12 protein-coding genes are annotated in these 12683 nt (G+C 70.7%); all 12 read left to right on the top strand.

The window, feature by feature from the left end; genetic code table 11:
• Window positions 1-96: 96 nt before the first annotated feature.
• A complete protein-coding gene (gene atpB, locus ACSJDX_RS14780) occupies window positions 97-909 on the top strand; it encodes a F0F1 ATP synthase subunit A (RefSeq protein ID WP_438355004.1) in 813 nt (270 codons plus the stop codon).
• 45 nt (window positions 910-954) lie between these two features.
• Entirely contained in the window at window positions 955-1191 is a 237-nt protein-coding gene (gene atpE, locus ACSJDX_RS14775) for a F0F1 ATP synthase subunit C (protein WP_071045310.1), read from the top strand.
• A gap of 25 nt (window positions 1192-1216) precedes the next feature.
• Window positions 1217-1774 (top strand): F0F1 ATP synthase subunit B, encoded by a 558-nt coding sequence (locus ACSJDX_RS14770; RefSeq protein WP_438353395.1) that lies wholly within the window; start codon window positions 1217-1219, stop codon window positions 1772-1774.
• Window positions 1774-2565, top strand: a complete 792-nt coding sequence (locus tag ACSJDX_RS14765; RefSeq protein WP_438353394.1) for a F0F1 ATP synthase subunit delta — start codon at window positions 1774-1776, stop codon at window positions 2563-2565. Before ACSJDX_RS14770 ends, ACSJDX_RS14765 begins: the two co-directional genes overlap by 1 nt.
• Window positions 2566-2638: 73 nt before the next feature.
• Window positions 2639-4276 carry a F0F1 ATP synthase subunit alpha gene (gene atpA, locus ACSJDX_RS14760; RefSeq protein WP_438353393.1) on the top strand — a complete coding sequence of 546 codons (1638 nt, stop codon included), beginning with the start codon at window positions 2639-2641 and terminating at the stop codon, window positions 4274-4276.
• 20 nt (window positions 4277-4296) lie between these two features.
• Window positions 4297-5193 (top strand): F0F1 ATP synthase subunit gamma, encoded by an 897-nt coding sequence (locus ACSJDX_RS14755; protein WP_438353392.1) that lies wholly within the window; start codon window positions 4297-4299, stop codon window positions 5191-5193.
• 25 nt (window positions 5194-5218) lie between these two features.
• Window positions 5219-6667: a F0F1 ATP synthase subunit beta gene (gene atpD, locus ACSJDX_RS14750; protein ID WP_438353391.1), complete on the top strand. Its 1449-nt coding sequence runs from the start codon at window positions 5219-5221 to the stop codon at window positions 6665-6667.
• Between the two features lies 1 nt (window position 6668).
• A complete protein-coding gene (locus ACSJDX_RS14745) occupies window positions 6669-6929 on the top strand; it encodes a F0F1 ATP synthase subunit epsilon (RefSeq protein ID WP_438353390.1) in 261 nt (86 codons plus the stop codon).
• A 96-nt stretch (window positions 6930-7025) separates the two neighbouring features.
• On the top strand, window positions 7026-7775 hold the full coding sequence (locus ACSJDX_RS14740; RefSeq protein WP_438353389.1) for a YaaA family protein: 750 nt from the start codon (window positions 7026-7028) through the stop codon (window positions 7773-7775).
• Between the two features lie 141 nt (window positions 7776-7916).
• Window positions 7917-8669 carry a large exoprotein gene (locus ACSJDX_RS14735; protein ID WP_438353388.1) on the top strand — a complete coding sequence of 251 codons (753 nt, stop codon included), beginning with the start codon at window positions 7917-7919 and terminating at the stop codon, window positions 8667-8669.
• A 151-nt stretch (window positions 8670-8820) separates the two neighbouring features.
• Window positions 8821-9678, top strand: coding sequence for a PP2C family protein-serine/threonine phosphatase (locus ACSJDX_RS14730; protein ID WP_438353387.1), 858 nt, complete (start codon window positions 8821-8823; stop codon window positions 9676-9678).
• A 78-nt stretch (window positions 9679-9756) separates the two neighbouring features.
• Entirely contained in the window at window positions 9757-12681 is a 2925-nt protein-coding gene (locus ACSJDX_RS14725) for an FtsK/SpoIIIE domain-containing protein (RefSeq protein WP_438353386.1), read from the top strand.
• The last annotated feature ends 2 nt before the right edge of the window (window positions 12682-12683 follow it).

Raw genomic sequence — 12683 nt, 5'->3', positions numbered from 1 at the left:
TGTTGCGCCCGCCCGCTCATCCGTGAGTACCTGCGGAGTGACTCACCGACCATCGTCGCACCGGCTTGCACCGGCGCCCCGAAGCTGGAGCCAGCGCTGTCTATCCATGTCGCGAGCCTGATCGCCAAAGCTGCCGAGTCCGACGGCGGCGGATTCCATCCGCCATCGATCACCGACTTCTTCCCGCCCGTCTTCTTCGAGGGCACGGTCTTCGCGTTCAGCCGGATCAACCTCATCCAGATTCTGGCGACCGCCGTCCTGGTGATCCTGTTCGTCGTCGGCACGCGCCGCATGAAGATCGTCCCGACCCGCTTCCAGAGCGTCGTCGAGATGGGTCTCGACTTCGTGCGGGTCAACATCGCGCACGATCTGCTGGGCCGCAAGGACGGCAACCGCTTCCTGCCGATCCTGACGACCCTGTTCTTCATGATCCTGTTCATGAACCTGACCGGCATCATCCCGGGCCTCAACATCGCGGGCACGAGCGTCATCGCGGTGCCGCTGCTGCTCGCCCTGGTCTCGTACGTGACGTTCATCTACGCCGGTGTGAAGAAGAGCCCCGGCAACTTCTTCAGGAACGCGCTGATGCCTCCGGGCCTGCCGTGGTTCCTCTACATCCTGATCATCCCGCTCGAGTTCCTCTCGACGTTCATCATCCGGCCCGTCACGCTGACGCTCCGACTGCTGATGAACATGATCGTCGGGCACCTCATGCTGGTGCTGTTCTTCTCCGCGACGCAGTTCTTCCTGTTCACCCTGAGCGGGTTCTGGAGCGTTCTCGGCGTGGGCACCCTCGCGTTCGGCTTCGTCTTTACCCTGTTCGAACTCCTGGTGGGCTTCCTCCAGGCCTATGTCTTCACGATCCTCACCGCGGTCTACATCCAGCTCGCGGTAGCGGAAGAGCACTGAGCGGGTCGGCATCCGCCGACCCACCCAACCGAAAGGAAACACACCGTGGACGCAACTACGGTTCTCGCCCAGGTCACCGGCTCGATCGCGAGCGTCGGCTACGGTCTCGCTGCGATCGGCCCGGCCATCGGCGTGGGCATCGTCGTCGGCAAGACGATCGAGGGCGTCGCCCGTCAGCCTGAGCTGGCCGGCCGCCTGCAGGTGCTGATGTTCATCGGCATCGCCTTCACCGAGGCCCTCGCCTTCATCGGCATCGCCACGGGCTTCATCTTCGGCTTCTGACCTCCCCGACACGTAAGGAGACAGGATGCTTCCGGCTCTTGTCATACACGCCGCCGAAGGGACCACGGCTCCGCCGAACCCGCTCTTGCCGGCGTACTACGACATCATCTGGTCGGCGGTCTGCTTCGTCGTCATCCTGGTGGTGTTCTGGCGGGTCGTCCTGCCGCGGATGACCGCGCTCCTGGATGCGCGCTCCGCGGCGATCGAGGGCAACATCGCCAAGGCCGACGAGGCGCAGCGTCAAGCGGAGGCGGCTCTCGAGGAGTACACCGCCCAGCTCGCCGACGCGCGCAAGGAGGCCGGTGAGATCCGCGACGCCGCCCGCGAGGACGGCAAGAAGATCGTCGCCGAGGCGAAGGACACGGCGTCCGCCGAGGCCGCGCGTCTGACCGCGACGGCGCACACCCAGATCGAGGCGGAGCGCCAGTCGGCTCTCGTGTCGCTGCGTGGCGAGGTGGGCACGCTCGCTCTCGATCTCGCCGGCAACGTCATCGGCGAGACCCTCTCCGACGATGCCAAGGCGCAGGCGGTCGTGGACCGCTTCCTGGCGGACCTCGAGGCATCCGAGGGAGCCAAGGCGTAATGGGCAGCGCGACCACTCAGGCCCGCACGGCCACCACGGCGGCCCTGGCCGCCGCGACGGCCGTCGACCTCGATGTGGCCCGTGAGCTGTTCGCCGCCGCACGCGCCCTCGACGACTCGTCGCACCTCGGTGGTGCGCTGGCCGATTCGGCCGCGTCGCCGCAGGCGCGTGCGCAGGTCGTCGCCGCGGTCTTCGGACCGTCGGTGAAGCCGGTCACGGCGGCTCTGCTCACCACCGCGGTGCAGCAGCGCTGGTCTTCGGCGTCCGACCTCATCGACGGCATCGAAGACCTCGCCGTACGCTCGGCCGCGATCTCGTCACCCGACGTCGACATCGAGGGTGAGCTGTTCCGCTTCTCCCGCACGGTCGCCGAGAACCCCGAGCTCGAGCTCGCCCTCGGCAGTCGGCTGGGGGATGCTGCGGCCAAGGGCGCGCTCGTCGACGCGCTGATCGGCGGCCGCGCGAGCGCTGCGACCACGCTCGTGGTCTCATCCCTGGTGCGTCAGCCGCGCGACCGCCGCGTGCGCACGCTGCTGAACGACGCGATGAAGACGGTCGCGCAGCAGCGCGGCCGCACCGTCGCCACGGTCGTGACCGCCGTGCCGCTGGGCGAGGCGCAGGTCTCGCGGCTGGCCGCGGCGCTGACGGCCAAGTACGGCACCGCCATCTCGGTCAACACGGTCGTCGACCCGTCGGTCGTGGGCGGTCTGCGCGTGCAGGTCGCCGATGACGTCATCGATGCGAGCGTCTCGTCTCGTCTCGCCGACCTCCGGCAGCGACTGGCCGGCTGAACATTCGCCGCCGTAAGGCGGAGGTTTCGGGGCCCAGAGCCCCACACGGAAGCATCTGAGTAAAGGGAAGACAATGGCAGAACTATCGATCAGCCCCGACGTCATCCGTGACGCGCTGAAGGATTTCGTCGCCGCCTACGAGCCCTCGGGCGCCGCGGCGACCGAGGTCGGCACCGTCATCGACGCCGCCGACGGCATCGCTCACGTCGAGGGTCTTCCCGGCGTCATGGCCAACGAGCTGGTGAACTTCTCCGACGGCACGCAGGGTCTGGCGCTCAACCTCGATGAGCACGAGATCGGCGTCGTCGTCCTGGGCGAGTTCTCCGGCATCGAGGCCGGCCAGGAGGTCACCCGCTCCGGCGAGGTGCTCTCGGTCGCCGTCGGCGACGGCTACCTCGGTCGCGTGGTCGACCCGCTGGGCAACCCGATCGACGGCCTCGGCGAGGTCGCGACCACCGGCCGTCGCGCGCTCGAGCTGCAGGCTCCCGGCGTCATGCAGCGCAAGTCGGTGCACGAGCCGCTGCAGACCGGCATCAAGGCCATCGACGCGATGATCCCCGTCGGCCGCGGCCAGCGTCAGCTCATCATCGGCGACCGCCAGACCGGCAAGACCGCGATCGCGATCGACACGATCATCAACCAGAAGGCCAACTGGGAGTCGGGCGACGTCACCAAGCAGGTGCGCTGCATCTACGTCGCGATCGGCCAGAAGGGCTCCACGATCGCCTCCGTGAAGGGTGCGCTCGAAGACGCCGGTGCGATGGAGTACACGACGATCGTCGCCGCTCCCGCCTCCGACCCGGCCGGCTTCAAGTACCTCGCCCCCTACACGGGCTCGGCCATCGGCCAGCACTGGATGTACGAGGGCAAGCACGTCCTCATCATCTTCGACGACCTCACGAAGCAGGCCGAGGCCTACCGTGCCGTCTCGCTCCTCCTGCGCCGCCCGCCGGGCCGCGAGGCCTACCCCGGTGACGTCTTCTACCTGCACTCCCGTCTGCTGGAGCGTTGCGCGAAGCTGTCGGACGAGCTCGGCGCCGGATCGATGACGGGTCTGCCGATCATCGAGACCAAGGCCAACGACGTCTCGGCCTACATCCCGACCAACGTGATCTCGATCACGGACGGACAGATCTTCCTGCAGTCCGACCTGTTCAACGCCAACCAGCGTCCCGCGGTCGACGTGGGCATCTCGGTGTCCCGTGTCGGCGGCGACGCGCAGGTCAAGTCGATCAAGAAGGTCTCCGGCACGCTCAAGCTCGAGCTCGCCCAGTACCGCTCGCTCGAGGCGTTCGCGATGTTCGCGAGCGACCTGGACGCGGCATCCCGTCGTCAGCTCTCCCGTGGTGCACGCCTCACCGAGCTGCTCAAGCAGCCGCAGTACTCGCCGTACCCGGTCGAGGAGCAGGTCGTCTCGATCTGGGCCGGAACCAACGGCAGGCTCGACACGATCGAGGTCGAGGACGTGCTGCGGTTCGAGCGCGAGCTGCTGGACTACCTGCGCCGCAACACCACGATCCTCGACACCCTGCGTGAGAAGAACGTGCTCGACGACGACACGGCCGCCGAACTGGCGTCCAAGACCGACGAGTTCATCCTCGAGTTCCAGGGGGGCAAGGGTCAGTCGATCGGCGCACCGGGCAACGAGAAGATCGCCGCCGCCGACGCCGGTGACGTGAACCAGGAGAAGATCGTCAAGGGCCGCCGCTAAGGCGCTGCGAGACACGAACCATGGGCGCACAACTCCGGGTCTACAAGCAGAAGATCTCTTCTGCGCAGACCACCAAGAAGATCACGAAGGCGATGGAGCTCATCGCCGCCTCGCGTATCCAGAAGGCCATGGCGCGCGTGCGGGCATCGTCCCCGTTCGCGCGCGCCGTGACCCGGGCGGTGTCCGCGGTGGCGACGCACTCCAACATCGAGCATCCGCTGACGCGGGAGCGCGAGGTCATCCGCCGCTCCGCCGTCGTGATCTTCGCCTCCGACCGCGGGCTCGCCGGCGCGTTCAACTCGCAGATCCTGCGCGAGGGCCTCGAGCTGGCCGAGCTGCTGCGCTCGCAGGGCAAGGAGGTCTCGTTCTACCTCGTCGGTCGCCGTGCGGTGGGCTACTTCCAGTTCCGCCGCATCGAGACCGCCGCGGAATGGACGGGTGACACCGACACGCCCGCGTTCCGTACCGCGGAGGAGATCTCCGAGACGCTGCTGGAGGCCTACAACCGCGGCGGCTCCGAAGGCGGCGTCGACGAGATCCACCTCGTGTACAACCGCTTCGTCAGCATGATGACCCAGTCGCCGGAGCAGGTCCGCCTCCTCCCGCTCGAGGTCGTCGAGGCGGAGGAGTCCACGTCGGCGCAGGTGTACCCGCTCTACGAGTTCGAGCCCGACGCCGAGACGGTGCTCGACGCGCTCCTGCCCGTCTACATCCAGAGCCGCGTCTTCAACGCGCTCCTCCAGTCGTCGGCCGCCAAGCACGCCGCGACCCAGAAGGCGATGAAGTCGGCCAGCGACAACGCCGACAAGCTCATCACCGACTACACGCGCCTGCGCAACAACGCGCGCCAGGCCGAGATCACGCAGCAGATCGCCGAGATCGTCGGCGGCGCCGATGCTCTGGCATCGGGCAAATAGACCTCACACGAAAGAGAATGAAGCCATGAGCCTCACCGCTGAGAAGACGGAGACCGCCGTCGTCGGACGCGTCGCGCGCGTCACGGGTCCGGTCGTCGACATCGAGTTCCCGCACGACTCGATCCCCGACATCTACAACGCTCTGAAGACCACGATCACGATCGGGTCCGAGTCGACCGAGATCACGCTCGAGGTCGCGCAGCACCTCGGCGACGATCTGGTCCGCGCCATCGCCCTCAAGCCGACCGACGGCATCGTCCGCGGCCAGGAGGTGCGCGACACCGGCGAGCAGATCACCGTCCCGGTCGGCGACGTCACCAAGGGCAAGGTGTTCAACGTCACCGGCGAGATCCTCAACGGCACCCCCGGTGAGACCGTCGAGATCACCGAGCGCTGGCCGATCCACCGCAAGGCGCCCAACTTCGACCAGCTCGAGTCGAAGACCACGATGTTCGAGACCGGCATCAAGGTCATCGACCTGCTGACCCCCTACGTGCAGGGTGGCAAGATCGGCCTGTTCGGCGGTGCCGGCGTCGGCAAGACCGTGCTCATCCAGGAGATGATCCAGCGCGTCGCGCAGGACCACGGCGGCGTGTCGGTGTTCGCCGGCGTCGGTGAGCGCACGCGCGAGGGCAACGACCTCATCGCCGAGATGGAGGAGGCGGGCGTCTTCGACAAGACCGCGCTCGTCTTCGGCCAGATGGACGAGCCGCCGGGAACGCGTCTGCGCGTGGCCCTGTCGGCCCTCACGATGGCGGAGTACTTCCGCGACGTGCAGAAGCAGGATGTGCTGCTGTTCATCGACAACATCTTCCGCTTCACGCAGGCCGGCTCCGAGGTGTCGACCCTCCTCGGCCGCATGCCCTCCGCGGTGGGCTACCAGCCCAACCTCGCCGACGAGATGGGTGTGCTCCAGGAGCGCATCACCTCGACGCGCGGTCACTCGATCACCTCGCTGCAGGCGATCTACGTGCCGGCCGACGACTACACCGACCCGGCACCGGCGACCACGTTCGCGCACCTCGACGCGACGACCGAGCTCAGCCGTGAGATCGCGTCGAAGGGCCTGTACCCGGCCGTCGACCCGCTGACCTCCACCAGCCGCATCCTCGACCCGCGCTACATCGGCGAGGACCACTACCGCGTGGCCACCTCGGTGAAGCAGATCCTGCAGAAGAACAAGGAGCTCCAGGAGATCATCGCGATCCTCGGTGTCGACGAGCTCTCCGAGGAGGACAAGGTCGTCGTGTCGCGTGCACGCCGCATCCAGCAGTTCCTCTCGCAGAACACCTACATGGCGAAGAAGTTCACCGGTGTCGAGGGCTCCACGGTCCCCATCAAGGAGACCATCGAGTCCTTCGACGCGATCGTCAAGGGCGACTTCGACCACGTGGCCGAGCAGGCCTTCTTCAACGTCGGCGGCATCGGCGACGTCGAGGAGAAGTGGGCGCAGATCCAGAAGGAGAACGGCTGACATGCCGGTTCGCGTGAGTCTCGTCTCCGCCGACGCGGAGGTCTGGACGGGGGAGGCGTCGCTCGTGATCGCCAAGACCGTCGAGGGCGAGATCGGCTTCATGGCCGGTCACGAGCCCGTGCTCGCCATCCTCGCCGAGGGTCAGGTGCGCATCACGCAGACCGACGGGACCAAGATCCAGGCGAACGCGCAGGACGGCTTCCTCTCGATGGAGGGCGACGATCTCACCATCGTGGCGGGGAACGCCGCGCTCATCTCCTGACCGCTACGCAACGCGACGCCCCGGTGCCCTCGACGGGTCGCCGGGGCGTTTCGTCTCATCGTCGTGCTCGTCGCCCCGCCTGAGAACGGACCCATCGTGCTGATCCTCCTGCCGCCCTCCGAGACCAAGCGTCCGGGCGGTGCCCGTGGCCCGATGCGGCTGGATGCGCTGTCGTTCCCGGAGCTCACCGCGGCCCGCGCGTCCGTCGTGGACGCGCTCGTGGCGCTCTCCGCAGACCCCGCCGAGGCATCCCGTGTCCTCAGACTCGGGGCCACTCAGCAGGGGGAGGTCGCGGTCAACGCCGCCCTGCGAACGGCACCGGTGATGGCGGCGGTCGACCGCTACACCGGCGTGCTCTACGACGCGCTGGACGCGGCATCCCTCGACGCCGCCGCACGCCGCTGGCTGGGACGCAGCGTCGCCATCCACTCCGCTCCGTTCGGACCGGTGCGCGCCCTCGATCGCATCCCGTCGTACCGGCTCGGCGCGGGGGCGTCGCTCCCGGGCCTGCCCGCGCTGACCCGGGTGTGGGCCGATGCCGCCTCCGCCGCGATCGCGCGGCACGCGGGTGGATTCGTCCTCGACCTGCGGTCCGAGGCCTACACGGCTCTCGGGCCGGTGCCCGCGTCGGTGACGTCCGCCTACCTGCGGGTGGTCACCGAGTCCGCCGACGGCACGGTGCGCGCCCTGAACCATTTCAACAAGCATGCGAAGGGCGCCCTGGTGCGCGCGCTCGCCGGATCACGGCCCCGGATCGGATCGGTGCGGGCGCTGCTGCAGTGGGCGGATGCCTCGGGGCTCCGGCTGCGCGAGGGCGCTCCAGGGGAACTCGATCTCCTCGTGTGAGCCTCGCGCGGCCGTGTGCCGGGAATGAACGTGGGACGACATTCCTGGGAATCAACTGACAGTGCGACCCGGTCATCGCTAGCATGTGCTCGGCGGGGATGTCTCCTCGTCCATCTGATCCGTCTCACGAAGGGGACGTGAATGTACTCCGATCCGAGCAACGCCGCGGCACTCGCGGCGCTCGCCGTTTTCTACGGCTTCCTGTTCATCATCGCCATCGCCGGATACGTCATCGGGGCGTTCTTCCTGATGAAGGTGTTCGAGAAGGCGGGCGTCCAAGGCAAGTGGCGGGCCTGGGTGCCCGTCTACAACTACCTCGTGTTCGCCAAGCTCGGCGATGTGTCGCCCTGGGTGGTGCTCGGCGCGCTCGTGCTGACGATCATCCCGATCCTGAACTACATCACCTGGCTGGCCATGGTCGCCGTCCTCGTCATGGCCGCGTACCGGGTCAACCAGAAGTTCGGCAAGGAATGGCCGATCCTGCTCCTCTTCCTCATCCCCTCGGTGGGTGTGCTGGTGTGGCTGGGCATGCTGGCGTTCGGCAGCGCGCGCTGGAACCCCGCCGTCGGCCCCTCGCCGTGGGCCAACTCGTTCCTCAAGGACACCACGGTCTGGCAGGGCGTCCCCGTCCAGCCGGGCGCTCCCGCACCGGGGTATCAGGCCCCCGCGGGCTACCAGCCGCCGGCCGGCTACCAGCCTCCGGCGCCGCCGGCGGGCTACCAGCCTCCGGCACCGCCGGCCGGCTACCAGCCGCCCGCGCCGCCCGCAGCCGGTCCCGCGACCCCGCCGCCGCCGGCCGGACCGGTGACGCCGCCGCCCGCCGCTCCCGAGCCGCCGGCTGCTCCCGAGCCGCCCAGCGCTCCGCCGGCAGGCCCGGAAGAGCCCCGACCCTGACCATCGCGAAGCGCCCCCCGTCCGCGGGGGGCGCTTCGCCGTCGTGTCCGGACCGGCACCCCGCGCGAGGCCGGAAACCCGGTGCCACTAAGATATGAGCACCCGGTGTCCACAGACGCCGGGGCTTCGTGCGATCGGGAAGGACGACGGCGTGCCCGAGGTTTCCACCCGCTCCCGCACGATGCGGCTGCCCGACGGCGACATCGCGGTCAGCTGGGCGGCCGTGACCCACACGGGGCGGCGCCGTGACACCAATCAGGACGCCGTGCTGGCAGACTTCCCCCTCTTCGTCGTGGCAGACGGCATGGGCGGCCACATCGGCGGCGAGATCGCCAGCGCGAGCACGGTGGAGCGCCTGCGTCCGGTCGCCGCATCGGGCACGGTCACGACGCGCCACATCGAGGAGGCGCTCGCCGACGCGGTGCGCGACATCGCCTCGCACGTCGACAACACCGACGACGGCACCGGCACCACCGTGACCGGCGTGTACCTCGACAGCAGCGGGGAAGACCCGCACTGGGTGACGCTCAACATCGGCGACTCGCGCGTCTATCTCGTGCGCGACGGACAGATCGTGCAGATCACCACCGACCACTCCGTCGTCCAGGAGCTGCTCGCGGCCGGGCGTCTCAGTCCCGAGGAGGCGGAGAACCACCCCTACGGCAATGTGATCACGCGGGCGGTCGGACCGAGCGAGGCGGTTGCGCCCGACTACGTGCGCCTCGACGTCGTCGACGGCGACCGTTTCGTGGTGTGCTCGGACGGACTCACCAAGGAGCTCACCGACTACGGCATCCAGCACTTCCTCGCCGAGCACGACGATCCCGCGGCGGCGGTCGACGCGATGCTCGAGGCGGCGCTGGAGAACGGCGGTCGCGACAACATCTCGATCATCGTGGTCAACTCCGCGCTCCTCGGGGCGGGGACGGATGCCTCGGTCGCGCTCGACGAGGTCGCCGACACCACGGCGCCGGTCGCGGTCGACGGCTCCTCCACACGCGGCGCCTGAGCCCCGGCATCCGCGGATCGCACCCCGCGGGCGGATCGCACGCCCCGCACGGCGATCCGCGGGACTTGACTCTCCGTCATGCCCCGCCGCGCCGCCCGCCCCACCGCCTCGACCCGCTCGTCGAGTGGGTCCCGCTCCGGCGGACGTGCTCGGACGGCCGATCCCGCACCGGCCCGCGCGACGGTGGCCCCGCCGACCGAGCTCTCCCCGGACGACGACCCGATCCCCCTCCCCGCCGCGTGGACACCGCCGCCGAGGCCGCCGTTCCCCGTGCTCGCCTCGATCGTGCCCGTCGCCGGAGCGGTGGGCCTGTGGATGGTGACGGGGTCGATCCTGTCGCTGTGGCTCGCGCTGCTCGGCCCCGTGATCGCGGTGGCCACCCTCGCCGACGGTGCGCGCGGCGCGCGTCGCGCGCGCCGGGCCGCCGTCGCGGACGGCGCGCGCACCGTCGCGGCCGCCGAGGTCGAGATCGCGCGGCGCCACCGCGGCGAGCGCGCGCGGCTGCGGGCACGGCACCCCGACGTGGCCGCCTTCCTCCGCGACGGCGACGAGATCTGGCGGGCGGTCCCGGGGCGCGGGGGACACCTCGTGGCCGGGGCGGGCACCCGGTCGAGCGAGGTGCGGGTCACCGGCGGCACGGAGGACGCCGCGGCCGTTCGGCTGCGCGTACGCGCGCGGCTGCTCGACGATGCCCCCGTCACGGTGCCCCTCGACGCGGGCATCGCCGTCGGCGGTCCCGACGTGCTGGCCGACGCGGTCGCCCGAGCCCTCGTGGTGCAGCTGTGCCTGTCGCATCCGCCCGGCGAGCTGCAGGTGCGCGGCGGGCGCGACACGCAGGGATGGATCGACGCGCTACCGCACCGTCGGGTGCCCGGCGGGCGGGTCGTCGCCCTGGTCGGAGTGGACGAGCCCGCGCCCCCCGACGTCGATGCCGTCGTGCTGCGCACCGCCCGCGGTGCGCCCGCCCCGCCCGCCTGCACCGCCGTGCTCACCGTCGAGGCGCCCGGGAGCGCGCGGCTGGACTACCACGGCGAGGTCCGCGAGCTGGCCGTGGAGGGGATCTCGCTCGACCAGGCCGGCGAGATCGCCGCGGACCTCGCCGGGCGCGCGATCGTGCGGGGCCATCGCGCCGACGACGAGCGACCGGTGCGGCTCGCCGACCACCTCCCGGCAGCCGGTGGGGCCTCCCGCGACCGCGATGGACTGCGGGCGGTCATCGGCCGGCACGGCGACGGGGAGTGCGCGGTCGATCTGGTTGCCGACGGCCCGCACGCTCTGGTGGCCGGGGTGACCGGTTCGGGCAAGAGCGAGCTGCTCATCACGTGGGTGCTGGCGCTGTGCGCAGGGCGCTCCACGCGCGACGTCGGCGTCCTCCTCGCCGACTTCAAGGGCGGAACGGCCTTCGACGCGCTCGCCGACGTGCCGCACGTGACGGGGGTGATCACAGACCTCGACGGCGGCGGGGCGCGTCGTGCGATCGAGAGCCTGCAGGCCGAGGTGCGGTGGCGGGAGGGCGAGCTCGCGCGGGTGGGCGCGCGCGACATCCGCGATCCGCGCGTGGAGCTTCCCCGCCTCGTGATCGTGGTCGACGAGTTCGCCGCGCTCCTGGGCGCCCACCCCGAGCTGCACGCGGTGTTCACCGACGTCGCCGCGCGCGGGCGGGCGCTCGGCATGCACCTGATCCTCGGCACGCAGCGCATCGCGGGAACCGTCCGGGAGTCCTTGCTGGCGAACTGCCCGCTGCGCATCAGTCTGCGCGTCACCGACGCCGCCGACAGCCGTGCGGTGATCGGCACCGACCAGGCCGCGCTCCTGCCTGGCGGTTCCGCGGGCGCCGGTCGCGCACTCGTGCGGCGCGCGGCGGACGGGATGCCTCACCCCGCCCGGATCGCGCTGGCCACCGCCGGCGACATCGCCGCGATCGCGGGGCGCGACGCGGGGCCGCGGCCGCGGCGGCCGTGGCTGCCCGCCCTCCCCGCGAGCGTGCGTCTGGACGACCTCGACGCCGCGCCCGGCGCGATCCGCCTCGGTCTGATCGACGAGCCCGAGCAGCAGCGGCAGGTCACCGCGACGCTCGCCCTCGCCGACCAGGGCCTCCTCGTGCTGGGCGGGGCCGGCACCGGACGCTCGTCGGTGCTGGCCGCGATCGCCGCACAGGCGCCCGGCGACGCGGTGCGGGTGCCGTCGTCGGGGGAGGCCGCGTGGGACGCTGTCGCCGCGCTCGTCGAGCACGCACCCGCCCCCGGATCGATCGTGCTGATCGACGATCTCGACGCGCTCGCCGGCGCACTGCCGCAGGAGTACGCGGTGGTGCTGCTCGAACGGGTCGAGCGGCTCGTGCGCAGCGCCGGTGCCGCGGGCGTGCTCGTCGTGGCGTCGATGCGCCGGCTGACCGGACCGGCGGTGCGCATCGCCGAGCTGCTGCCCCGACGCGCGCTCCTGGCGATGCCTTCGCGCGCCGAGCACATCGCCGCCGGCGGCGACGGCGCGCACCACCGCTCCGACGCCCCGCCCGGCCGTGGCCGCCTCGATGGCCGCGCGATCCAGTTCGTGCGGGTGCGAGGAGGCGGCGGGGTGGCAGCCGTCGTCCGTCCCGAAGTCGACTGGTTCCCCGTCGGCCCGACAGCACTCGTCGCGCGGCGCTCGGCGGGCCTGCGCGATGTGCTGGCGGCCTGGACCGATGCCGGAGCGACGGTGCTGTCCGTCGATGACGCCGTCCGGCTCGGCGAGGACGCCCTCGCGACCGCACGGTCCCCGCACGTGGTGGTGGGCGCCGCCGACGACTGGCAGCGGCGGTGGGCGCTGCTGACCCGCCTGCGCGGCGATCACGATCTCGTCGTGGACGCCGCGTGCGCCCCGGAGTACCGCATCCTCACCGGGGACCGCGAGCTTCCGCCGTACTGCTCTCCGGGTGCCTCGCGGGCGTGGCTGCGCACGGCCGACGCGGCCGCACGGCGCATCGTGCTGCCCCGCCCGCAGGAGCCGGAGAGGTTCGGCACTTGACC

This window comes from Microbacterium fluminis (assembly GCF_051549805.1).
In the GTDB taxonomy this organism is placed as follows: Bacteria; Actinomycetota; Actinomycetes; order Actinomycetales; family Microbacteriaceae; genus Microbacterium.
Note: the sequence above shows the minus strand (reverse complement) of the source record. Positions and strands in the feature narration are given on the sequence as shown.

Coding starts and splice junctions, on each gene's coding strand:
- ACSJDX_RS14770 (WP_438353395.1), top strand. CDS start 1,217: ATGCTTCCGGCTCTTGTCATACACGCCGCCGAAGGGACCACGGCTCCG.
- ACSJDX_RS14765 (WP_438353394.1), top strand. CDS start 1,774: ATGGGCAGCGCGACCACTCAGGCCCGCACGGCCACCACGGCGGCCCTG.
- atpA (WP_438353393.1), top strand. CDS start 2,639: ATGGCAGAACTATCGATCAGCCCCGACGTCATCCGTGACGCGCTGAAG.
- ACSJDX_RS14755 (WP_438353392.1), top strand. CDS start 4,297: ATGGGCGCACAACTCCGGGTCTACAAGCAGAAGATCTCTTCTGCGCAG.
- atpD (WP_438353391.1), top strand. CDS start 5,219: ATGAGCCTCACCGCTGAGAAGACGGAGACCGCCGTCGTCGGACGCGTC.
- ACSJDX_RS14745 (WP_438353390.1), top strand. CDS start 6,669: ATGCCGGTTCGCGTGAGTCTCGTCTCCGCCGACGCGGAGGTCTGGACG.
- ACSJDX_RS14735 (WP_438353388.1), top strand. CDS start 7,917: ATGTACTCCGATCCGAGCAACGCCGCGGCACTCGCGGCGCTCGCCGTT.
- ACSJDX_RS14725 (WP_438353386.1), top strand. CDS start 9,757: ATGCCCCGCCGCGCCGCCCGCCCCACCGCCTCGACCCGCTCGTCGAGT.